Below are 24,048 nucleotides of genomic sequence, written 5' to 3' on the forward strand. Positions count from 1 at the left end.
CCTTATACGGCCTGATGGTGATAGATTTCGTAGGCCTGATAAGACGCGTGAGCATCGCCATCAGGCGTTCAGCACCTTATGCGCTTTGTCGACGATGTTCTCCACCGTAAAGCCGAAGAACGGGAACAGCTTGTCCGCCGGGGCGGATTCTCCATATCCAGTCATGCCGACAATAGCCCCTTTCAGGCCGACGTATTTGTACCAGTAGTCGGCAATACCCGCTTCTACTGCCACGCGTGCGCTCACGTTTGCCGGCAGAACCGATTCCCGGTAAGCCTCATCCTGGGCGTCGAAAATATCCGTTGAGGGCAGTGAAACTACGCGGACATTGCGGCCTTCACCCGTCAGTTTTTCCGCCGCCAGCAATGTAATTTCCATTTCTGAACCTGTAGCAATCAGGATGACATCGGGTTTTCCTCCACCGTCTTTCAGCACATAGCCACCGCGGGCAATCTGCTTCACCTGCTCGGGTGTACGTTCAATCTGTGCCAGATTCTGTCTGGAGAGGATCAACGCCGTGGGTCCGTCATGACGCTCCACCGCCAGCTTCCAGCCGACCGCGGTCTCCACCTGATCGCACGGACGCCAGGTGTTGAAGTTAGGTGTCAGGCGCAGGCTGGCGAGTTGTTCGACGGCCTGGTGCGTCGGCCCATCTTCTCCCAGGCCAATCGAGTCATGGGTATAGACCATGATCTGCCTGGCTTTCATCAGTGCCGCCATGCGTGCGGCGTTACGCGCATACTCGACAAACATCAGGAAGGTCGCCGTGTACGGCACAAAACCACCGTGATGAGCGATGCCGTTGGCAATGGCGGTCATGCCAAACTCACGCACGCCGTAGTGAATATAATTGCCGGCGGGATCTTCTTTCAGGGATGCAGAGCCTTTCCAGATAGTCAGGTTACTGGGCGCGAGATCTGCCGAACCACCCAGCAGTTCAGGAAGTATTGGCCCGTAGGCATTCAGCGTATTTTGCGAAGCTTTGCGGCTGGCGATTTTGGCCGGATTAGCCTGCAGTTCGGCAATGTATTTCTGGGTTGTTTTTTCCCATTCGTCGGGGAGTTCGCCGCACATCCGGCGAGTAAACTCAGCTGCCAGTTCCGGGTATGCGTGTTGGTAAGCCGCGAATTTCGCATTCCAGTTCTGTTGCGCTTTTTCCCCTTTTTCGCGTGCATCCCATGCCCGGTAAATTTCTTTCGGGATCTCAAAGGCCGGGTGATGCCAGCCCAGTTTCTGACGGGTCAACGCCACTTCTTGTTCACCCAGCGCGGCGCCGTGCGCTTCTTCTTTACCTGCCTTATTGGGGGAGCCAAAACCAATCACCGTCCGACAAATAATCAGCGACGGCTTATCGGTAACGCGCTGTGCTTCCACAATCGCTTGCTTCACGGCTTCAGGGTCGTGGCCGTCAATCTCGTGCACCACATGCCAGTGATAAGCTTCAAAGCGTTTCGCGGTATCGTCGGTAAACCAGCCTTTGGTTTCGCCATCAATCGAGATACCGTTGTGATCGTAGAAACCGATCAGTTTACCTAGCCCCAGGGTGCCCGCCAGTGAGCAGGCTTCGTGAGAAATCCCTTCCATCAGACAGCCGTCACCCATAAAGACGTAGGTGAAGTGACTGACAATTTCGTGATCCGGCTGATTAAATTGTGCAGCCAGCGTCCGTTCAGCTATGGCCATCCCAACCGCGTTTGCGAGTCCCTGACCCAGTGGACCCGTGGTGGTTTCCACGCCCGGTGTGTAGCCAATTTCCGGATGCCCTGGCGTCTTTGAGTGCAGTTGGCGGAAATTCTTTAGCTCTTCTAACGGCAGATCGTAGCCGGAAAGGTGTAGCAGGCTGTAGAGCAACATAGAGGCATGACCGTTGGACAGGATAAATCGGTCACGATCGTACCAGCTGGGGTCGGTTGGGTTGTGGTGGAGAAAATCGTTCCACAGCACTTCCGCGATATCGGCCATGCCCATCGGTGCACCGGGATGGCCAGAGTTAGCTTTTTGGACGGCATCCATACTCAGCGCACGAATGGCATTGGCAAGCTCTTTACGGGTCATAGGAAATACTCCTTGAAAAGTAAAGCGTTAGATGCGTGTTGTGATTCACACTTTTGGGAAAATTGCGGGCGTTGTCAGCAAAAAGCATAGCAGACAGGCATGGTATTGCTGGCTTAAGCAGGTAACATAGCTGTTATAAATTGATAACAAATTCTTTCTTTGAATGGTGAGAGTTTGGAGGCCTTCAAAGTTTGTGCCGCTGACTGAGGTGATAATGTGCGGCTCAATATACCCGTCATACTTCAAGTTGCATGTTCGTTGGCTACGCTCGCTCACCCCAGTCACATAGTTCGCTATGTGACTGGGTATTCACTCCCTTGCCGCCTTCATGCAACTCGAATTATCTAGGGTATAGAAGGGTTACCTGCGCCACTTTATTGATCGATACGTGAAAGGAACAACAAGATGGATGACCAGTTAAAACAAAGCGCCCTCGATTTCCACGAATTTCCAGTACCCGGTAAAATCCAGGTTTCTCCGACCAAGCCGCTGGCGACACAGCGCGATCTTGCACTGGCCTACTCGCCGGGCGTAGCTGCACCGTGCCTTGAAATTGAAAAAGACCCGCTGGCAGCCTACAAATATACCGCGCGTGGCAACCTTGTGGCGGTTATCTCTAACGGTACTGCGGTGCTGGGACTGGGTAATATCGGTGCGCTGGCCGGTAAACCCGTAATGGAAGGTAAAGGCGTTCTGTTTAAGAAATTCGCCGGAATTGACGTGTTCGATATTGAAGTCGATGAACTCGATCCGGATAAGTTTATCAATGTTGTGGCGGCCCTCGAACCTACATTTGGCGGTATCAACCTCGAAGACATCAAAGCGCCGGAATGTTTCTACATTGAGCAAAAGCTGCGTGAGCGCATGAATATTCCGGTATTCCATGATGACCAGCACGGCACTGCGATTATCAGTACGGCCGCAATTCTTAACGGTCTGCGGGTGGTCGAGAAGAATATTTCTGATGTGCGCATGGTGGTGTCCGGTGCAGGCGCTGCGGCGATTGCCTGTATGAACCTGCTGGTGGCGCTGGGTATGCAGAAGCACAACATTGTGGTCTGCGACTCCAAAGGCGTGATTTACAAAGACCGCGAGCCGAATATGGCGGAAACCAAAGCGGCTTATGCGGTGGTAGATGACGGTAAGCGTACGCTGGATGACGTGATTGACGGTGCAGACATTTTCCTCGGCTGCTCGGGTCCGAAAGTATTGACTCAGGAAATGGTCAAGAAAATGGCCCGTGCGCCAATGATCCTGGCACTCGCCAACCCGGAACCGGAAATCCTGCCGCCGTTGGCGAAACAAGTCCGGTCTGATGCCATCATCTGTACCGGCCGTTCCGACTACCCGAACCAGGTCAACAACGTCCTGTGCTTCCCGTTCATCTTCCGTGGTGCGCTGGATGTGGGTGCTACCGCCATCAACGAAGAGATGAAACTGGCTGCGGTACACGCGATTGCGGAACTGGCGCATGCTGAACAGAGCGAAGTCGTGGCTTCGGCTTACGGCGATCAGGATCTGAGCTTCGGCGCGGAATACATCATTCCTAAACCGTTTGACCCACGTCTGATTGTCAAAATCGCGCCAGCGGTAGCGAAAGCGGCGATGGATTCCGGCGTGGCGACGCGTCCGATTACTGACTTTGATGCTTACATCGATAAGCTGAGTGAGTTCGTCTACAAAACCAACCTGTTCATGAAGCCGATTTTCTCGCTGGCACGTAAAGCGCCGAAGCGCGTGGTGCTGACGGAAGGGGAAGAAGCGCGTGTACTGCATGCAACTCAGGAATTGATCACCTTAGGCCTGGCGAAGCCGATCCTGATTGGTCGTCCGAGCGTGATCGAAATGCGCATCCAGAAACTGGGGCTGCAGATCAAAGCCGGTGTTGATTTTGAGATCGTCAACAATGAATCCGATCCTCGCTTCAAAGAGTACTGGAGCGAGTATTACCAGATCATGAAGCGTCGCGGTATTACTCAGGAGCAGGCGCAGCGCGCAGTGATCGCCAACACCACGGTGATCGGCGCGATCATGGTGCAGCGCGGTGAAGCGGATGCGATGATCTGCGGCACAATTGGCGACTATCACGAGCATTTCAGTGTGGTGCAAGCCGTATTCGGTCACCGTGACGGTGTGCATACGGCGGGGGCGATGAACGCGCTGCTGCTGCCAAGCGGCAACACCTTTATTGCCGATACCTACGTCAACGACGATCCTACGCCGGAGCAATTGGCTGAAATCGCCGTGATGGCGGCTGAAACCGTGCGTCGCTTCGGTATCGAACCGAAAGTGGCGTTGCTGTCGCACTCTAACTTTGGCTCTTCCAATTGCCCATCCGCCAGCAAAATGCGCGACGCGCTGGAGCTGATTAAGGCGCGTGCGCCTGAGCTGATGATCGACGGTGAGATGCACGGCGACGCCGCGCTGGTAGAAAGCATTCGTAACGATCGGATGCCGGACAGTCCGCTGAAAGGCTCCGCCAATATTCTGGTGATGCCGAATATGGAAGCGGCGCGTATTAGTTACAACTTACTACGCGTGTCCAGCTCTGAAGGCGTAACGGTCGGCCCGGTGCTGATGGGGGTCGCTAAACCTGTTCACGTATTAACACCGATCGCCTCTGTTCGTCGTATCGTTAATATGGTGGCGCTGGCGGTCGTAGAAGCCCAAACACAGCCGCTGTAATATATACTGGTGCGGGAACTCTCCCGCACCTTTACTTCACTTCTCGTTTTCTCTGATTTTACCATTATTCAAATCTTGATATTATCAATGTACGATATTAATTATCCCGTCTTTTTGTACATTAGATAACAGGATATTCATTTCTTTGATTTGTTTTTCATTTTTTATGAAATGGTCTTTTACCTAATTTTTTGTAAGAAAATTTTAATAATATATTCATTGATTATATTGCTTTATATTTTGTATGAAGTGCGTGGATTGTGATTGGTGATGAAATTCACTTGAATACAATTAATTATGGGGTGTTTGTTAATATTTAATAGAACGGTGCTGTAACAAATGAAATGATTTTATTCACAGTGTTGATACTTGTATTGATGGCCAGAGAGAATTGCTAACGTAATAGCATTTACAAAGGTGATATCGAGGTAGTATTGAAATGACGTAACTGAAATCATGATGATTTCCAGCGTTCTACCAGTAATGTTGAATGTAATAGGTACGGTTACATTGAATTCAATAATAACCAGTAAGTCATGACGATAAATATGGCTAAAGTCATTATTTGGCATGTCTGTTGTCTCAATCCCCTTTGGGGAACAAAAAATTAGGGAGCTTATTCTTATGGACTTAGCATTTTCTCCAAGGCTGCTTGCAATAGCTATTGCCGCAGCGATCCCATTGACCGTCAGCGCGGCAGATACCCCCGCCGTTGCGACTTCCCAGGATGGACATGCAGGTTACGACCATCCCAATCAATATCTTGTTACGCCAGCGACAAAAATTGCTGACAACTTGATGCCGGTCATGTCTCATCCTGCACAGGATAAAGATACACGGCAGAAGCTGGCCGAGTTAGAAAAGAAAACGGGCAAAAAGCCTAATATTGTGGTGTTCATTCTTGATGACGTCGGCTGGATGGATGTCGGTTTTAACGGGGGAGGGGAGGCCGTGGGTAACCCGACGCCGGATATCGATGCCGTCGCAAATCAGGGATTAGTCCTGACGTCGGCCTATTCGCAACCGAGTTCTTCCCCAACTCGTGCGACGATCATGACCGGGCAATACTCCGTTCACCATGGAATTTTAATGCCGCCAATGTACGGTATGCCTGGCGGTCTTGAAGGACTGACCACGCTACCGCAACTGTTGCACGATCAAGGCTATATCACGCAAGCCATCGGTAAATGGCACATGGGCGAGAATACCGGTTCGCAGCCGCAAAACGTCGGTTTTGACGATTTCCGCGGTTTTAACTCCGTCTCCGACATGTACACCGAATGGCGTGATCCGAATGTGAACCCGGAAGTGGCGCTAAGTCCTGCCCGTAGCCAGTATATTCAGAATCTGCCGTTCGATAAAAATGATGTCCATGCGGTACGCGGAGGCAAGCAGGAAGCTGTAGCCGAAATCACGCCGAAGTATATGGAAGATCTGGACCAGCGTTGGATGAAATACGGCGTTGAGTTTATTAACAGCATGGCGAAGAAAGATAAGCCGTTCTTCCTGTATTACGGGACGCGCGGCTGCCATTTTGATAACTATCCGAATGCCTATTATGCCGGGCGCTCGCCAGCACGCACTTCCTACAGCGATTGTATGGTGGAGATGAATGACGTCTTTGCCAACCTGTACAAAGCGCTGGAGACCAGCGGGCAACTGGATAATACGCTGATCGTCTTTACCTCCGATAACGGCCCGGAAGCGGAAGTGCCGCCACATGGCCGCACGCCGTTCCGTGGCGCGAAAGGCTCAACGTGGGAAGGCGGGGTGCGCGTGCCGACGTTTGTTTACTGGAAGGGAATGATTCAACCGCGTAGATCCGACGGGATTGTGGATTTGGCGGATTTATTCCCGACCAGTCTTTCACTGGCAGGCCATCCGGGCGCGGAGCTGGCGAAACTGGTTCCTGAAAAAACCTTTATTGATGGCGTTGACCAGGCATCTTTCTTTATCGGTAAAGGCGGGCAATCAAACCGTAAAGCAGAACACTACTTCCTCAATGGTGAGCTTTCGGCGGTTCGTATCGATGAATTTAAATATCATCTGCTTATCCAGCAGCCTTTCGCTTTCACGCAAACCGGCTATCAGGGCGGCTTCACAGGCGCAGTGATGAAAACGGCAGGAACGATGATATTTAACCTCTATACCAATCCGCAGGAAGATGAAAGCGTTGGTGTACGCCATATTCCGATGGGGGTACCTTTACAGGATGAGGCCCATAACTACATGGAAATTCTGAAAAAATACCCGCCTAAAGTGCAGATTAAACTCTAAGTTGTATTCAGTAGATAACCGGCTTCTTATGCAGCCGGTTATGCTATTTTTCTTTTCTGCGATGGTGTAAATGGGCATGCATAATATCGCTGACCGGGCGGCCCATCGCCATCAGATCGGTCATCGCTTTCAGATATGGCGGTAAATGCTGGAAATAGCGGCGAAACCCGGTACACAAATAATTCAGTCCCGGTTTGCCCTCTTCCGTTAACGCAAAACGATGCTTTGGACATCCGCCCCAGCAGGCTTTTAGTACCGAACACTGACGGCACTGATTGGGCAGAGAGGTGTATTTATCTTTACCGAAATCAACCTGTTTTGCTGAGTCCAGCATCGCGGCAAAGGTTTGCTCGCAGATGTTGCCTAAATGATATTGCGGGTAGACGTAATGATCGCAGGCATAAACGTCGCCATTATGCTCGACAACCACTGAACGACCGCAGGTAGGCTGGTGATGGCAGACCGCGCCGGGCATGCCGACAAAGCTGGCGAATGCCCACTCAATGTTCATGACGTAAACTTTACCTACGTCACGCTTAACCCAGCGGTCAAAAACGTGACAAAGAAATGCACCATAGTCTTCAGGTTGTACCGACCATGATGTTAACGTCCCGCAGGCTTCGCCGGGCGAGCGTAGCGTCAGGCCGGACTGCTGTGCTGATGCGTCGGCCAGACGCTCGACGACGGGGATAAACTGAATAAACTCGATACCGCTGGCGACGAGAAATTCGTACACTTTCTCCGGCTGCCGGGCGCTATGGTGATTCACGCAGGCCAGCACGTTATACTGCACGCCATGCTGCTGAAGCCGCGCTAAAGCACGCATCACGAGCTTGTGCGTCGGACGGCCACCCTTAGTCAGGCGGTATTCGTTATGAATATCCTCCGGCCCGTCCAGCGATAAGCCAATCAGGAAGTTATGGCGTACAAAAAACTCGCACCACGCATCATCTAACAGCACGCCGTTGGTTTGAAAACTATTGCTGATCTGCCGTCCGGCACCGTATTGGGTCTGAAGGGCGACAGCGCGACGGTAAAAATCCAGTCCCAGTAGCGTCGGCTCTCCACCTTGCCAGGTGAATGCCACCTCTGATTTTGGATCGCATGAGGCGATATAATCGCGGACATAATGCTCCAGCATCGTATCACTCATACGAGGTTGTGAAACATCGTCATATAAAGCGTGTTTTTCGAGATAGAAGCAGTAAGCGCAGTTCAGGTTGCAGTCCGACCCGCTGGGTTTCGCCATAGCATGAAAAGCACGGGTTGATATATTTTGAGACATATTACTCTGACCCTTAAAAACTATTTTCCGATGCTCTGCGACGCCTTACTCAGAGGGGCGGCAGGGCAATGCGTCTATTGGTAGTAATGACATTCAACCATATCACCTGAGAATTTATTGAGGTCGAGACGTAAATTCAGAATAATACATGCTGATGTTGGCTATTATGACACTATAGCGCGGTAATATCATGAGGAGAGACGTTGGTTGTGAGCTTCTTAAAGCATTTAATTATCCATCTTCTGAATGTATTTGACGAGATAATAGATATTAAATATAAGTTATGAATGCGGTGAGTTGATAAAAGAGTTTACTATTAGTAATGGGTAGCGATACTTTTACCTTCTTAAGATATTTTATATTCACTCAGGATATTGTTCGCAATAAACAGGATGTATTTCATTATGCAAAAATCTAAATCCCGTATTGTGACGCAAGTTGAAAAGATTTTCTGGCTTACGCCAGCGATATTATTAACCGGATGTACCCTGTCGCCCGCTATTCCCGTTATCGGCGCATATTATCCTGGTTGGCTATTTTGCATTATTATGGGCGTTCTTCTGACATTGCTCACCCGGCGATTGATTACTTACAGAAATATACGGCCGGGATTCCCCGCTATTGTGTATACCAGCCTTTTCATCCTCTACTCCATGCTGTTCTGGCTGGTGTTTTTTTAATTCATGTTGAGATGCCCTCATGGAAAGTTCACTGAAAAAATCGCTGGGTAAAAAAATACCGGCCTTGATTCTGGTACTACTGACGTTGGTCGTGTTGGTGTTTGTGATCTGGCGAGTGGACAGTTCGCCGTCAACAAATGATGCCTATGCCGCTGCGGATACCATTGACGTTGTACCCGAAGTCAGTGGGCGCATTGTCGAGCTGGCGGTAAAAGATAACCAGCCGGTCAAGCAGGGGGATCTGCTTTTCCGCATCGATCCGCGCCAGTATCAAGCCAATCTGGCGAAGGCGGAAGCCGCGCTTGCCGCGCTTGATAAGCAGATTATGCTGACCCAGCGCAGCGTAGATGCACAAAAATACGGTGCTGATTCCGTTCAGGCGGCAGTTGCAAAAGCGCGCGCCGCGGCAAAACAGGCGGGTGATACATTGCGCCGCACCGAGCCTTTGTTATCGGAAGGCTTTGTCTCGGCGGAAGATGTTGACCGCGCCAGAACGGCGCAGCGGGCCGCCGCGGCCGATCTCAATGCTATTTTACTCCAGGCACAGCAGGCGGCCAGCGCCGTGAGCGGCGTTGATGCGCTGGTGGCCCAGCGTGAGGTTGTACAGGCTGATATCGCCCTGACTAAGCTCTATCTGGATATGACGATTGTTCGTGCACCTTTTGATGGACGGATTGTTTCTCTGAAAACGTCCGTCGGCCAGTTTGCTTCAGCAATGAAGCCCGTATTTACCCTGATCGACACACGCCAGTGGTATGTCATCGCTAATTTTCGCGAGACGGACTTAAAAAATATTCGCCCGGGCGTTCCCGCGACTCTTCATTTGATGAGCGATTCTGGCAGAACCTTCCAGGGAAAAGTGGATTCGATTGGCTACGGGGTGCTGCCCGATGATGGCGGCATTGTGCTGGGAGGATTACCGCACGTATCCCGCTCAATTAACTGGGTCCGCGTGGCACAGCGTTTTCCGGTGAAAATTAGGGTGGATAAACCGGATGCAGAGATGTTTCGTATTGGCGCTTCGGCTGTCGCAACGCTCGAGCCGCAATAATGCGCGCCCTCAATTATTTACCGATGTCATGGGTTCGGCTGCTGGCATTCTTTCATGAAGAGCTAAGCGAGCGGCGTCCGGGGCGGACCCATCAGACGATGCTGCTATGGGTGAATTGCCTGGTGGTGGTGCTGGTTTCAATGACCTTTGAAATCCCATTCCTGGCAATATCGCTGGCGGTGCTGTTTTACGGTATTCAGTCCAACGCCTTTTATACCAAATTTGTGGCGATTCTGTTTGTGGTCGCCACCGTACTTGAGATTTGTAGCCTGCTGCTGATCTACAAATGGACCTACAGCTATCCGTTACTACGCATGGGTATTGCCAGCCTGATTGTGTTGGGAAGCATGTTTATGATGCGCACCCATCGCCTGGGTTTGGTCTTTTTCGCCGTTGCCATTGTGGCGGTATATGGCCAAACCTTTCCGGGGATGCTCGATTATCCGGATATCGTACTGCGTTTAACGCTGTGGTGTATTGTGGTTGGCCTCTATCCCACCCTGCTGATGGTGCTGACCGGCGTTTTGTGGTTTCCCAGCCGGGCGGTTCTGCAGATGCGCACGGCGCTTTGCGAGAGGCTGGATGACGCAGTTAGCCATTTGACGTCGCCCGTTGTGCCTCTGGCAGAAAAAAACATTGAGAAAGAAGCGCTGGCTCTGCAAAAGCTTAACGTCTTTTGCATGGCTGATGATGCTGACTGGCGCGCAAGAAGCGCCTGGTGGCAGACCTGTGTCACAACGGTGACCTGGATATATGCCACGCTTAACCGCTTTGATATTTCGGCCATACCCAGCGACCCGCCAACCGGCGAGTTAATCAGTAAGCTGCGCGGTGAAATTGCCGGGCTGCAAAATGCGATTACTCAGGGTGAACCCTGGCGTAGCGAATGGCATCTCAGCGCTGACGAGAGTGCCGTCGCGCAGGCGTGTGGTCTGCAAACGCTCTGTCAGATGTTGTTACAGCAAGGGCATATGGATCCCGACGCGCTGCCAACCCCGGCAGCGAAGCCGCCGTCAATGGCTGCTGATGCGTTTACCAACCCGGTCTATATCCGCTATGCCCTGAAAACGCTGCTGGCATGCCTGATTTGCTATGTCTTTTATTCCGGCGTCGATTGGGAAGGCATCCACACCTGTATGCTGACCTGCATCATTGTGGCGAATGCCAGTATTGCTTCGTCGTATCAGAAAATGGCGTTGCGCTTTGGCGGTGCGCTATGTGGCGCAATTTTAGCGCTGCTGGTGACGATTTTTATCATGCCCTGGCTAGACGGTATCGTTGAATTATTGTGTGTTCTGACACCGATATTCCTGCTTGGTGCGTGGATCGCCACCGGCTCGGAACGCTCGTCCTACATCGGTACGCAGATGGTCGTCACTTTCGCACTGGCAACGCTTGAGAACACATTCGGGCCGATCTACGACCTGGTTGAAGTACGCGATCGTGCCATCGGGATCCTGATTGGTACTGCGGTTTCAGCCGTTGTCTACACCTTCATCTGGCCCGAAAGCGAAGCGGGCGCGCTGCCGAAAAAGCTGGCGGATGCGCTGGGGATACTCAGTAAGCTTATGCGTATTCCGCGCCCGCAGGATGCGGTGGCTCAGCGCAACTATTTGCAACTGCGCATCGGTTTTCTGGCCACCATCAGCGGCTGCGAGGAAATCTGCGAGCGGGTGGCATTAGAGCGTCATCTGGATGCCGGTGAGCGCATCAGGCTGGTTAATTACGGCCAGCAGGTTATTCACCAGGGGCGAGAAATTCTTTATGCCTGGGAAACGACCTGGGAGCATGCCGGAATGCTGGACGATGAAGCGCAGCAGGCGAGAGCGGCCCGTTTTGCCGATGCGTTAGAAAAATACGCGCAGGGCCTGACGAGCGGCACGAGTTCACCTCCTGATATCACGCTCTCATCCTCCTCTTTGGAAAAATTATCCGGGTCAGACAAACAGGAGCAATGCGTCATGCAGCAGATGATCCGTTTACCCGACTGGACCCACACGGATCAATCGCCAGCCAGAGAGCCGGTGTAAGGAGTCTCTCAACTATGACCAGTAACCTTCCACGATTACTACTTTGCGGCATTCTTGCCAGCACCACAGCGCTCACCGGTTGTGCGCTGATACGTAAAGATTCTGCCCAGCATCAGTCTATTCAGCCCGATCAAATCAAACTGGCCGATGACATTCATCTCGCCAGCCAGGGGGGGCCGCAGGCGCAATGGTGGCGTCAGTTCAACGATCCGCAACTGGACACTCTGATTCAGCGCACGCTTTCCGGCTCGCATACGCTGGCTGAGGCGAAACTGCGCGAAGAGCAGGCACAATCGCAGGCCGATCTGCTAGAGGCCGGATCGCGGCTCCAGGTTGCCGCATTAGGGATGGTCAACCGGCAACGGGTTTCGGCCAACGGCTTCCTTAGCCCTTATGCGATGGATGCGCCAAAGCTTGGTATGGATGGCCCTTACTACACTGAAGCGACGGTGGGGTTGTTTGCCGGTCTGGATCTTGATCTGTGGGGCGTGCATCGTTCAGCGGTTGCGGCGGCCATCGGCGCGCAAAATGCTGCACTTGCTGAGACGGCGGCGGTTGAGCTGTCTCTCAGTGCTGGCGTAGCGCAGCTTTATTACAGTATGCAGGCTAGCTATCAGATGCTTGATCTGTTGCAACAAACCCGTGACGTTATTGATTTCGCCGTGAAAGCTCACCAGAGCAAAGTTGCCCACGGGCTGGAAGCGAAGGTGCCGTACCACGGTGCCAAAGCGCAGATGCTGGCAGTGGACAAACAGATTGCGGCGGTAAAAGGGCAAATCAAAGAAACGCGGGAGTCGCTGCGGGCGCTGATCGGTACCAGCGATTTTCCTGATATCAAGCCGATTGCTTTGCCGCAGATACAAACCGGTATTCCAGCAACGCTATCGTATGAATTGCTCGCCAGACGTCCTGATTTACAGGCGATGCGCTGGTACGTGCAGGCATCGCTAAGCCAGGTGGATGCCGCTCGCGCGCTGTTCTATCCGAGTTTCGATATCAAAGCGTTTTTTGGTCTGGATGCAATTCATCTCGACCAGCTGTTTAAAAGTACCAGCAAGCAGATTAACTTCATTCCTGGCTTGCGCCTGCCGTTGTTCGATGGCGGGCGTCTCAATGCCAACCTGCAGCACACCCGGGCCGCCAGTAACATGATGATTGAACGCTATAATCAACAGGTACTCGACGCCGTGCGCGATGTTGCGATCAACGGTACGCGTTTGCAGACGCTGAATGAAGAACGAGGAATGCAACTAGACCGGGTTGAGGCGATGCGCTATACCCAGGCTGCCGCTGAAGCCGCCTTTCAACGTGGTCTGGGAAGCCGCTTACAGGCAACCGAAGCCCGGCTTCCCGTTCTGGCGGAAGAGATATCGCTACTCATCCTGGACACCCAGCGGGTTATTCAAAATATTCAGCTAATGAAATCGCTGGGGGGCGGTTACCAGGCTCCAGCAGTGACAAAAGAATAGTTTGAAAAGTCGTGATGATGCCGCGTGAAGCCCTTCACTCGGCATTTTTTATACGCACACTCTCCCCCGCATTAATAAATCACCTCATCCTGATTTTTAACCCTTATTTTTATTTTCCCTTTCTTAGTGATCTACCTCACCTTTTAAACCTGGTTGCCGAATTTTGTTATTTACTCTGACAAAAAATTGCCACGATGAGGACAGTTTTAGCGGAGGCGGTGAGCAATGGAAAAAGAACGCATCATTCAGGAATTTGTGCCGGGGAAACAGGTCACGCTGGCGCATCTCATTGCGCACCCTGGCGAAGAACTGGCGAAAAAGATCGGCGTTCCCGAAGCGGGTGCTATCGGCATTATGACGCTGACGCCGGGCGAAACCGCGATGATTGCCGGTGATTTGGCTATGAAGGCCGCGGATGTACATATCGGTTTTCTCGATAGATTCAGCGGTGCGCTGGTGATCTACGGCTCTGTTGGGGCGGTCGAAGAAGCATTATTGCAGACCGTGAGCGGCCTGGGTCGGGTATTAAATTTCACTTTGTGCAACCTGACAAAAAGTTAATCAGAGGCGGCGATGAAACGTATTGCTTTTGTCGGTACGGTCGGGGCGGGGAAAACAACGCTTTTTAATGCGCTCCAGGGAAATTATTCCCTCGCCAGAAAAACGCAGGCCGTGGAGTTTAATGAAAACGGTGATATCGATACACCCGGAGAATATTTTAGCCATCCGCGCTGGTATCACGCCTTAATTACCACGCTGCAAGATGTTGATACGTTGATTTATATACACGCGGCAAATGATAAAGAAAGTCGCTTACCTGCCGGGCTGTTGGATATCGGCGCCAGTAAACGACAAATCGCCGTTATCAGCAAAACGGACATGCCGGATGCCGACGTCGCCGCAACGCGACAACTACTTCGCGGGATAGGGTTTCAGGAGCCAATTTTTGAACTCAATAGCCATGACCCGCGCAGCGTGCAGCACCTGGTGGATTATCTGACTGAGCTCAGCCAAAAGGAGGAAAGGGCAGGTGAAAAAACTCATCACAGCTAACGATATTCGTGCGGCCCACGCACGCGGCGAACAGGAATTGTCGGTTGTTCTGCGCGCCAGCATCATCACCCCGGAGGCTCGCGAGGTCGCGGAGCTGCTGGGCGTCACTATCACTGAATGCGACGAATCAGCGCCAGTTGCAGCAACTGCCGCGGCGGCCGCTCCAGTGGATGATGGCAAATCGGAAAGTCAGCGCATTCGCGAAACCATCATCGCGCAACTGCCGGAAGGGCAGTTCACTGAAAGCCTGGTCGCGCAGCTGATGGATAAAGTCATGAAGGAGAAGCAGTCGCTGGAGCAGGGCGGAATGCAGCCGAGCTTTAACTCGGTTACCGGCAAAGGCGGCGTGAAAGTCATTGACGGCAGCAGCGTGAAGTTTGGTCGTTTTGACGGTGCTCAACCGCACTGCGTCGGCTTAACCGACTTAGTGACCGATCAGGACGGCAGCAGCATGGCCGCCGGCTTCATGCAGTGGGATAACGCTTTTTTCCCATGGACGCTGAACTACGACGAAATCGACATGATTCTGGAAGGCGAACTGCACGTTCGTCATGAAGGTGAAACCATGATTGCGAAAGCCGGGGATGTGATGTTTATCCCGAAAGGCTCCAGCATCGAGTTTGGTACGCCATCGACCGTGAAATTCCTGTATGTGGCCTGGCCTGCGAACTGGCAGTCCTGCTAAGGCGGATGTATGAAGGATTTCATTACCGAAGCATGGCTAAGAGCGAATCATACGCTCAGCGAAGGGGCTGAAATTCATCTCCCCGCTGACGCTCGCCTGACGCCGTCTGCCCGGGAATTACTGGAAAGCCGACATCTGCGCATTAAGTTTATCGACGAGCAGGGCAGTCTGTTTATCGATGACGAAGAACAGCAGCCGCAGCCGGTGCATGGTTTAACCAGTAGCGATACGCATCCACAGGCCAGTTGCGAACTGTGTCATCAACCGGTGATGAAGAAGCCTGACACGCTGACACATCTGACGGCAGACAAGATGGTCGCCAAAAGCGATCCGCGGCTGGGATTTCGTGCGGCGCTGGACAGCACCATTGGTCTGGCGGTGTGGCTGCAGATTGAACTGGCGGAGCCGTGGCAGCCATGGCTGGCGGATATCCGCTCACGTTTGGGCAACATCATGCGTGCTGATGCCATGGACGAACCGCTGACCGCACAGTCAATCGTCGGTTTAAGCGATGAAGACTTGCACCGCCTGTCGCATCAGCCATTGCGCTATCTGGATCATGATCATCTGGTGCCTGAAGCCAGCCATGGACGCGATTCTGCGCTGCTTAATCTGCTGCGTACCAAAGTCCGTGAAACGGAAACCGTGGCGGCGCAGGTGTTTATCACCCGCAGTTTTGAAGTATTGCGACCGGACATTCTGCAGGCGCTGAATCGCCTGTCGAGTACGGTCTACGTGATGATGATTCTGAGCGTGGCGAAGCACCCGCTGAGCATCAGCCAAATCCAACAGCGACTGGGGGAGAAGCAATGATCATTGAACGTGCTCGCCAACTCGCTCAGCGCTCACCGGCACGGGTGGTGTTCCCGGATGCGCTGGATGTTCGGGTGTTGAAAGCCGCGAACTACCTGCATCAGCACGGCCTGGCGCATCCCATTCTCGTCGCCAGCCCATTTGCGCTGCGCCAGTTTGCCCTCAGCCATCGCGTGGCAATGGACGGTATTCAGGTGATCGACCCACAAAGCAATCAGCCGATGCGAGAGGAATTTGCGCTGCGTTGGCTGGCTCGTGCGGGAGAGAAAACGCCGCCAGATGCACTTGAGAAACTCAACGATCCGCTAATGTTCGCCGCCGCGATGGTCAGCGCGGGTAAAGCCGATGTTTGTATTGCCGGCAACCTGTCCTCAACCGCGAATGTGCTGCGCGCAGGGCTACGCATCATTGGGCTACAGCCAGGATGCAAAACGCTGTCGTCAATTTTCCTGATGCTGCCGCAGTACCTCGGGCCGTCATTAGGGTTCGCCGATTGCAGCGTGGTGCCGCAGCCAACTGCTGCACAACTGGCGGATATTGCGATTGCCAGCGCGCAGACCTGGCAGGCCATTACCGGAGAAGAACCGCGTGTCGCCATGCTGTCCTTTTCAAGTAATGGCAGCGCGCGCCATCCTAACGTTGCCAACGTGCAGCAGGCCACGGACATCGTTCGTGAACGCGCACCGCAGCTTATTGTTGATGGTGAACTGCAGTTTGATGCCGCTTTTGTACCGGATGTCGCCGCGCAAAAAGCGCCTGCCAGTCCGCTACACGGCAATGCCAATGTGATGGTCTTCCCGTCACTGGAGGCAGGCAACATTGGTTACAAAATCGCTCAGCGCCTGGGAGGGTATCGTGCCGTCGGTCCGTTGATTCAAGGACTTGCCGCACCGCTTCATGACCTTTCTCGCGGCTGTAGCGTACAGGAAATTATCGAACTGGCGTTGGTGGCAGCAGTGCCGCGCCAGACTGACGTGAGTCGTAAAAACGCCTCGCACACACTGGTTGTTTAGGTCCCGTTCTGGACCCCTTAATGAGAGGAAAGCACAATGGAAGCATTAGGAATGATTGAAACCCGGGGCCTGGTTGCACTGATTGAGGCTTCTGACGCAATGGTTAAAGCGGCACGCGTGAAGCTGGTTGGCGTGAAGCAGATCGGTGGCGGTCTGGTTACTGCCATGGTCCGTGGCGACGTAGCGGCATGTAAAGCGGCAACGGACGCAGGTGCTGCTGCAGCACAGCGCATTGGTGAACTGGTTTCTGTACACGTGATCCCGCGTCCGCACGGCGATCTGGAAGAAGTGTTCCCGATCAGCTTTAAAGGCGACAGCAACGACATGTAAGTCGTCCATGTGACGCCACATCATTGCTGGCGTCACCCTCTCTCCTTTTCACATTACCTTCTGCGGAGGGTAGGGGGAGCTTTTACCTGAAATATGCCACGGAGGCGGGTATGAAACTGGCAATCGTCACAGGACAAATCGTTTGTACCGTACGCCATCAGGGACTCGCGCACGATAAGTTGCTGATGGTGGAAATGATTGATGCCCAGGGAAATCCTGACGGGCAGTGTGCTGTTGCGATCGACAGCATCGGGGCGGGAAACGGAGAGTGGGTGCTGCTGGTCAGCGGAAGCTCAGCCCGTCAGGCGCACCATAACGAATCATCGCCTGTCGATTTGTGCGTGATTGGCATTGTCGATGAAGTGGTGGCAGGTGGTCAGGTGATCTTCCATAAATAAGGCAGAAAATCATGAATCAACAGGATATTGAACAGGTCGTGAAAGCGGTACTGCTGAAAATGAAAGACAGCAGCCAGCCCGTCAGTGCCGTTCAAGAAATGGGCGTTTTTGCCTCCCTGGATGACGCGGTGGCGGCTGCAAAACTGGCCCAGCAGGGGCTGAAAAGCGTCGCTATGCGCCAACTGGCCATTCACGCTATTCGTGAAGCGGGCGAAAAACACGCCAGAGAATTAGCGGAACTTGCCGTTAGTGAAACCGGCATGGGACGCGTTGAAGATAAATTTGCCAAAAACGTGGCTCAGGCCCGTGGCACGCCGGGTGTGGAATGTCTGTCTCCACAGGTTCTGACCGGCGATAACGGCCTGACCTTGATTGAAAACGCGCCGTGGGGCGTGGTGGCTTCGGTGACACCGTCCACCAACCCGGCGGCTACCGTCATTAACAACGCCATCAGCCTGATTGCCGCGGGCAACAGCGTGGTCTTTGCCCCGCACCCGGCGGCGAAGCGTGTTTCTCAGCGCGCCATCACTTTGCTCAACCAGGCGGTGGTTGCTGCGGGTGGCCCGGCGAATCTGCTGGTCACCGTTGCCAACCCGGATATCGAAACCGCTCAGCGTCTGTTCAAGTACCCTGGCATCGGCCTGCTGGTGGTAACCGGCGGCGAAGCGGTAGTGGAATCGGCACGTAAGCACACCAACAAACGTCTGATTGCCGCCGGTGCGGGTAATCCGCCAGTGGTGGTCGATGAAACGGCCGATCTGGTTCGCGCCGCGCAGTCCATCGTTAAAGGCGCCTCGTTTGATAACAACATCATTTGTGCCGACGAAAAAGTGCTGATTGTTGTCGACAGTGTCGCTGATGAGCTGATGCGTCTGATGGAAAGCCAGCATGCGGTCAAGCTGACTACGGCTCAGGCCGAACAGCTGCAACCGGTGCTGCTGAAAAATGTTGATGAGCGCGGCAAAGGTACGGTCAGCCGTGACTGGGTAGGGCGTGACGCCGGGAAAATCGCTGCGGCGATTGGCCTGAACGTACCGGATCAAACCCGGTTGTTATTCGTCGAAACCTCGGCCACGCATCCATTCGCTGTCACCGAACTGATGATGCCGGTACTGCCGGTGGTGCGGGTTGCCAATGTTGATGAGGCCATTGATCTGGCCGTCGCGCTTGAAGGTGGTTGCCACCACACGGCGGCGATGCACTCGCGCAATATCGACAACATGAACCGCATGGCCAACGCCATTGATACCAGCATTTTCGTCAAGAACGGGCCGTGTATTGCTGGCCTGGGACTCGGCGGCGAAGGCTGGACCACGATGACCATTACCACGCCAACCGGGGAAGGGGTGACCAGTGCGCGCACGTTTGTGCGTCTGCGTCGCTGTGTGTTGGTGGATGCGTTTCGCATCGTATAACAGTTAGCCCATCAGGCTATAGGGAGAAAGAGATGGCGCACGACGAGCAACGTTGGCTCACACCCAGACTGCAAAAAGCGGCAACGCTATGTAACCAGACGCCTGCCGTGAGCGAATCACCGCTGTGGCTGGGCGTTGATTTGGGAACATGTGATGTGGTGTCGATGGTTGTCGACAGCGATGGGCAGCCGGTTGCGGTCTGTCTGGACTGGGCTGATGTTGTGCGCGATGGCATCGTTTGGGATTTCTTCGGTGCGGTGACCATCGTTCGTCGCCATCTCGATACGCTTGAACAACAGTTAGGTTGCCGTTTTACCCATGCGGCGACTTCATTCCCACCGGGAACCGACCCGCGTATCTCCATCAACGTGCTGGAATCCGCCGGGCTTGACGTGAGTCATGTGTTAGACGAGCCGACCGCGGTGGCGGATCTGTTGCAACTCGATAATGCTGGCGTGGTGGATATCGGTGGCGGAACCACCGGGATTGCCATTGTTAAACAGGGCAAGGTGACCTACTCCGCCGATGAAGCGACCGGTGGACACCACATTTCCCTGACGCTGGCCGGAAATCGTCGTATTCAGCTCGAAGAAGCTGAGCAGTACAAGCGCAGCAACGGTAAAGAAATTTGGCCGGTGGTGAAGCCGGTCTACGAAAAGATGGCGGAAATCGTAGCTCACCATATTGCAGGACAGGGAGTTACCGATTTATGGCTGGCCGGTGGTTCCTGCATGCAGCCGGGAGTCGATGAGCTGTTCCGTAAGCGTTTTCCGGAACTGCAAGTGCACTTACCGCAGCACAGCCTGTTCATGACCCCGCTGGCGATTGCAAATAGCGGAAAAGAAAAAGCGGAAGGAATCTATGCAAGCTGAATTGCAGACCGCGCTCTTTCAGGCATTCGACACCCTGAATCTGCAACGCGTTAAAACGTTTAGTGTTCCCCCTGTCACATTGTGCGGGTTGGGTGCGCTCAGCACCTGCGGGCAGGAAGCGCAAACGCGCGGACTGACGCATATGTTCGTCATGGTGGATAGCTTCCTGCATCAGGCGGGAATGACGGCCTCGCTTGAGCGTAGCCTGGCGATGAAAGGTGTGGCGATGACGCTGTGGCCGTGCCCGGTGGGCGAGCCGTGCATCACTGATGTCTGTGCGGCGGTAGAGCAACTGCGTGAATCGAAGTGCGACGGCGTCGTGGCCTTTGGCGGCGGTTCCGTACTGGATGCGGCCAAAGCGGTCGCACTGCTGGTGACCAACCCGACCCAGACGCTGGCTGACATGGACGAACGCAGCGTGTTACGTCCGCGGTTGCCACTGATTGCTGTACCGACTACCGCCGGAACAGGCTCAGAAACCACCAACGTCACGGTGATTATTGATGCCGCGACCGGGCTGAAGAAAGTGCTGGCGCATGCAACCCTGATGCCGGATGTGGCGATTCTGGATGCCGCGCTGACGGAAGGTGTGCCCGCGCACGTGACAGCAATGACCGGAATTGATGCGCTGACCCATGCAGTGGAAGCCTATAGCGCGCTGAACGCGACGCCGTTTACCGACAGCCTAGCGATTGGCGCGATTGCGATGATCGGCAAATCGCTGCCGAAGGCCGTCGGCTACGGTCAGGATTTGGCGGCACGCGAAAGCATGTTACTGGCCTCCTGTATGGCCGGAATGGCGTTTTCCAGTGCCGGGCTGGGCTTATGCCACGCAATGGCGCACCAGCCGGGGGCGACGCTGCACATCCCGCACGGACAGGCTAATGCCATGCTGCTGCCCACGGTAATGGGGTTTAACCGCATGGTGTGTCGCGAACGCTTCAGCCATATCGGGCGGGCATTAACCAATAAGAAATCGGACGATCGCGATGCCATCAACGCGGTCGGTGAGTTGATTAGCGAAGTGGGCCAGACCAAACGACTCTCTGACGTTGGGGCAAAGCCCGAGCATTACAGCGCATGGGCTCACGCCGCGCTGGAGGATATTTGTATTCGCAGTAACCCACGGACCGCCACGCAGGCACAGATCATCGACCTGTACGCGGCTGCCGGGTAATGCCTGTAGGCCGGATAAGGTGCTCGCACCGCCATCCGGCAATAACACGGCGTTAATGCCGGAGGCGACGTAAACGTCTTATCCGGCCTACAAATCACAAATGACAGGGAGTAGGGGCTATGGGAATTAACGAAATCATCATGTACATCATGATGTTCTTTATGCTGATTGCCGCCGTGGACAGGATCCTGTCGCAGTTCGGCGGTTCGGCACGCTTCCTCGGCAAGTTCGGTAAGAGTATTGAGGGATCGGGCGGCCAGTTTGAAGAAGGTTTTATGGCGATGGGCGCGCTGGGCCTGGCGATGGTTGGTATGACCGCGCTGGCGCCGGTACTGGCGCATGTGCTCGGGCCAGTGATTATTCCGCTGTATGAAATGTTGGGCGCGAACCCGTCGATGTTTGCCGGAACGCTGCTGGCGTGCGATATGGGCGGCTTCTTCCTGGCGAAAGAACTGGCGGGCGGCGACGTTGCGGCGTGGCTGTATTCTGGCCTGATCCTCGGGGCGATGATGGGGCCGACGCTGGTCTTCTCCATTCCGGTTGCACTGGGGATTATTGAACCGTCTGACCGCCGTTATCTGGCGCTGGGCGTGCTGGCGGGTATCGTCACCATTCCGATTGGTTGTATTGCGGGCGGTTTGATTGCGATGTACTCCGGCGTCGAAATCAACGGACAGCCGGTGGAATTCACCTTCGCGCTGATCCTGATGAATATGATCCCGGTGTTGATCGTGGCTGTGCTGGTGGCGCTGGGACTGAAATTCATCCCGGAAAAAATGATCAACGGCTTCCAGATCTTCGCGAAATTCCTGGTGGCGCTGATCACCATCGGCCTGGCAGCAGCGGTGGTCAAATTCCTGCTCGGCTGGGAGCTGATCCCAGGTCTTGATCCTATCTTCATGGCTCCGGGCGACAAGCCGGGTGAAGTGATGCGCGCCATCGAAGTTATCGGTTCTATTTCCTGCGTACTGCTCGGTGCGTATCCAATGGTACTGCTGCTGACTCGCTGGTTTGAAAAACCGCTGATGAGTGTCGGTAACCTGTTAAAAATCAATAATATTGCGGCTGCCGGTATGGTCGCGACGCTGGCGAACAACATCCCAATGTTCGGCATGATGAAGAATATGGATACCCGCGGCAAAGTGATCAACTGCGCCTTTGCGGTCTCCGCGGCCTTTGCACTGGGTGACCACTTAGGCTTCGCCGCAGCGAACATGAACGCCATGATCTTCCCGATGATTGTCGGCAAGCTGATTGGCGGCGTGACGGCGATTGGTGTGGCTATGCTGTTGGTACCGAAAGATGAAGATGTGCCAGCTGAAGTAGAAACCAACCCGGAGGCGCAATCGTGAATACTCGCCAGCTACTGAGCGTCGGTATCGATATCGGCACCACCACCACTCAGGTGATCTTCTCCCGCCTTGAGTTGGTCAACCGTGCGGCAGTGTCGCAGGTGCCGCGCTACGAATTCATCAAACGCGAAATTAGCTGGCAAAGCCCGGTGTTCTTTACCCCCGTTGATAAGCAGGGCGGGTTGAAAGAGGCCGAACTTAAGGCACTGATCCTCGCTCAGTATCAGGCGGCGGGTATCGCACCAGAAACCGTCGATTCCGGCGCAATCATCATCACCGGGGAAAGTGCGAAAACCCGCAATGCGCGTCCGGCGGTGATGACGCTCTCCCAGTCGTTGGGCGATTTCGTGGTGGCCAGCGCCGGTCCGCATCTGGAATCGGTGATTGCCGGTCACGGCGCGGGGGCACAAACCCTGTCCGAGCAGAAGTTGTGCCGCGTACTGAATATCGACATCGGTGGCGGTACGTCGAACTACGTGCTATTCGACGCGGGAAAAGTCAGCGGTTCGGCCTGCCTGAACGTCGGTGGGCGTCTGCTGGAAACGGACGGCCAGGGGCGCGTGGTTCACGCGCATCAGCCGGGACAGATGATTGTCGATGACGTTTTTGGCCCTGGCACCGATGCGCGTTCGCTTAACGCCACGCAACTGGTTCAGGTGGCGCGACGGATGGCGGCGCTGATTGTGGAAGTAATTGAAGGCACGCTTTCACCACTGGCGCAGGCGCTGATGCAAACCGGTCTGCTGCCTGCGGGCGCGAAACCGGAAGTGATTACGTTGTCCGGCGGGGTGGGCGAGTGCTACCGCAACCAACCTGCCGATCCGTTCTGTTTTTCCGACATCGGGCCACTGCTCGCCACGGCGCTGCATGAGCATCCGCGCCTGCGTGAGATGAACGTGCAGTTCCCGGCGCAGACCGTGCGCGCCACGGTGATTGGCGCTGGTGCGCATACGCTGTCGCTTTCGGGCAGCACCATCTGGCTGGAGGGCGTTCAGCTTCCGCTGCGCAATCTGCCGGTGGCGATTCCGGTGGACGAATCCGATTTGGTTGCTGCCTGGCTGCAGGCGTTGATGCAGCTCGATCTGGATCCACAAACTGATGCTTATGTGCTGGCGCTGCCCGGTTCGTTACCGGTGCGTTACGCCGCACTGTTAACGGTTATTGACGCGCTGCTGGCCTTCGTCGCGCGTTATCCGAATCCGCATCCCCTGCTGGTGGTAGCCGAGCAGGATTTTGGTAAAGCCCTGGGCATGCTGTTACGCCCACAGTTACAGCAACACCCGCTGGCAGTCATCGATGAGGTGGTTGTCCGGGCGGGGGACTATATCGACATTGGTACGCCTCTTTTTGGCGGATCGGTTGTGCCGGTGACGGTGAAATCACTCGCATTTCCTTCCTGAGGGAACGA

General features: G+C 54.2%; 20 protein-coding genes. 18 read left to right on the plus strand and 2 right to left on the minus strand.

Translation table 11 applies throughout. From position 1 onward, the window contains the following. Window positions 1-60: 60 nt before the first annotated feature. Window positions 61-2,055: a transketolase gene (gene tkt, locus HV261_RS09350; RefSeq protein ID WP_202038094.1), complete on the minus strand. Its 1,995-nt coding sequence runs from the start codon at window positions 2,053-2,055 to the stop codon at window positions 61-63. Window positions 2,056-2,460: 405 nt separating this feature from the next. Between tkt and maeB the strand changes: the two genes are divergently transcribed. Next, window positions 2,461-4,740 carry an NADP-dependent oxaloacetate-decarboxylating malate dehydrogenase gene (gene maeB, locus HV261_RS09355; RefSeq protein WP_202038095.1) on the plus strand — a complete coding sequence of 760 codons (2,280 nt, stop codon included), beginning with the start codon at window positions 2,461-2,463 and terminating at the stop codon, window positions 4,738-4,740. Window positions 4,741-5,364: 624 nt separating this feature from the next. Further along, the gene (locus HV261_RS09360) at window positions 5,365-7,017 is read left to right on the plus strand and encodes a sulfatase-like hydrolase/transferase (protein WP_202038096.1); all 1,653 of its coding nucleotides are present in this window, start codon (window positions 5,365-5,367) and stop codon (window positions 7,015-7,017) included. A 43-nt stretch (window positions 7,018-7,060) separates the two neighbouring features. Here the strand turns inward: HV261_RS09360 and HV261_RS09365 are convergent, their stop codons facing one another. Then, entirely contained in the window at window positions 7,061-8,302 is a 1,242-nt protein-coding gene (locus HV261_RS09365; RefSeq protein WP_202038097.1) for an anaerobic sulfatase maturase, read from the minus strand. A 404-nt stretch (window positions 8,303-8,706) separates the two neighbouring features. Here HV261_RS09365 and HV261_RS09370 point away from each other — a divergent pair, with 404 nt between their 5' ends. The 16 genes from HV261_RS09370 to eutA all read left to right on the plus strand — a co-directional run bounded on the left by HV261_RS09370 (window position 8,707) and on the right by eutA (window position 24,040). Further along, window positions 8,707-8,982 (plus strand): YtcA family lipoprotein, encoded by a 276-nt coding sequence (locus HV261_RS09370; protein WP_202038098.1) that lies wholly within the window; start codon window positions 8,707-8,709, stop codon window positions 8,980-8,982. A 19-nt stretch (window positions 8,983-9,001) separates the two neighbouring features. Continuing rightward, entirely contained in the window at window positions 9,002-10,033 is a 1,032-nt protein-coding gene (gene mdtN, locus HV261_RS09375; protein ID WP_202038099.1) for a multidrug transporter subunit MdtN, read from the plus strand. Next, on the plus strand, window positions 10,033-12,063 hold the full coding sequence (mdtO, locus tag HV261_RS09380; RefSeq protein ID WP_202038100.1) for a multidrug efflux transporter permease subunit MdtO: 2,031 nt from the start codon (window positions 10,033-10,035) through the stop codon (window positions 12,061-12,063). The genes mdtN and mdtO overlap by 1 nt, the downstream gene beginning before the upstream one ends. Before the next feature lie 14 nt (window positions 12,064-12,077). Continuing rightward, on the plus strand, window positions 12,078-13,532 hold the full coding sequence (locus HV261_RS09385) for an MdtP family multidrug efflux transporter outer membrane subunit (RefSeq protein WP_202038101.1): 1,455 nt from the start codon (window positions 12,078-12,080) through the stop codon (window positions 13,530-13,532). 225 nt (window positions 13,533-13,757) lie between these two features. After that, window positions 13,758-14,093 carry an ethanolamine utilization microcompartment protein EutS gene (eutS, locus tag HV261_RS09390; RefSeq protein WP_137384748.1) on the plus strand — a complete coding sequence of 112 codons (336 nt, stop codon included), beginning with the start codon at window positions 13,758-13,760 and terminating at the stop codon, window positions 14,091-14,093. Window positions 14,094-14,105: 12 nt separating this feature from the next. Further along, a complete protein-coding gene (gene eutP / locus HV261_RS09395; RefSeq protein WP_016153958.1) occupies window positions 14,106-14,585 on the plus strand; it encodes an ethanolamine utilization acetate kinase EutP in 480 nt (159 codons plus the stop codon). Continuing rightward, window positions 14,563-15,270, plus strand: coding sequence for an ethanolamine utilization acetate kinase EutQ (gene eutQ, locus HV261_RS09400; protein WP_202038102.1), 708 nt, complete (start codon window positions 14,563-14,565; stop codon window positions 15,268-15,270). The genes eutP and eutQ overlap by 23 nt, the downstream gene beginning before the upstream one ends. 9 nt (window positions 15,271-15,279) lie before the next feature. After that, window positions 15,280-16,083 (plus strand): ethanolamine utilization cob(I)yrinic acid a,c-diamide adenosyltransferase EutT, encoded by an 804-nt coding sequence (gene eutT, locus HV261_RS09405; protein WP_202038103.1) that lies wholly within the window; start codon window positions 15,280-15,282, stop codon window positions 16,081-16,083. After that, window positions 16,080-17,096 carry a phosphate acetyltransferase gene (gene pta / locus HV261_RS09410; protein ID WP_202038104.1) on the plus strand — a complete coding sequence of 339 codons (1,017 nt, stop codon included), beginning with the start codon at window positions 16,080-16,082 and terminating at the stop codon, window positions 17,094-17,096. The genes eutT and pta overlap by 4 nt, the downstream gene beginning before the upstream one ends. A gap of 36 nt (window positions 17,097-17,132) precedes the next feature. Then, the gene (gene eutM / locus HV261_RS09415; RefSeq protein WP_003835054.1) at window positions 17,133-17,426 is read left to right on the plus strand and encodes an ethanolamine utilization microcompartment protein EutM; all 294 of its coding nucleotides are present in this window, start codon (window positions 17,133-17,135) and stop codon (window positions 17,424-17,426) included. 110 nt (window positions 17,427-17,536) lie between these two features. After that, on the plus strand, window positions 17,537-17,824 hold the full coding sequence (eutN, locus tag HV261_RS09420) for an ethanolamine utilization microcompartment protein EutN (RefSeq protein WP_137384744.1): 288 nt from the start codon (window positions 17,537-17,539) through the stop codon (window positions 17,822-17,824). 11 nt (window positions 17,825-17,835) lie between these two features. Then, window positions 17,836-19,239, plus strand: coding sequence for an aldehyde dehydrogenase family protein (locus tag HV261_RS09425; RefSeq protein WP_202038105.1), 1,404 nt, complete (start codon window positions 17,836-17,838; stop codon window positions 19,237-19,239). Window positions 19,240-19,271: 32 nt separating this feature from the next. Beyond that, entirely contained in the window at window positions 19,272-20,111 is an 840-nt protein-coding gene (gene eutJ / locus HV261_RS09430) for an ethanolamine utilization protein EutJ (protein ID WP_202038106.1), read from the plus strand. Beyond that, the gene (gene eutG / locus HV261_RS09435; protein WP_202038107.1) at window positions 20,101-21,288 is read left to right on the plus strand and encodes an ethanolamine utilization ethanol dehydrogenase EutG; all 1,188 of its coding nucleotides are present in this window, start codon (window positions 20,101-20,103) and stop codon (window positions 21,286-21,288) included. Before eutJ ends, eutG begins: the two co-directional genes overlap by 11 nt. Before the next feature lie 119 nt (window positions 21,289-21,407). Then, a complete protein-coding gene (eutH, locus tag HV261_RS09440; protein ID WP_003835043.1) occupies window positions 21,408-22,640 on the plus strand; it encodes an ethanolamine utilization protein EutH in 1,233 nt (410 codons plus the stop codon). Continuing rightward, entirely contained in the window at window positions 22,637-24,040 is a 1,404-nt protein-coding gene (gene eutA / locus HV261_RS09445; protein WP_202038108.1) for an ethanolamine ammonia-lyase reactivating factor EutA, read from the plus strand. The genes eutH and eutA overlap by 4 nt, the downstream gene beginning before the upstream one ends. Window positions 24,041-24,048 lie beyond the last annotated feature (8 nt).

Source organism: Citrobacter sp. RHBSTW-00671 (assembly GCF_014103415.1).
In the GTDB taxonomy this organism is placed as follows: Bacteria; Pseudomonadota; Gammaproteobacteria; order Enterobacterales; family Enterobacteriaceae; genus Citrobacter.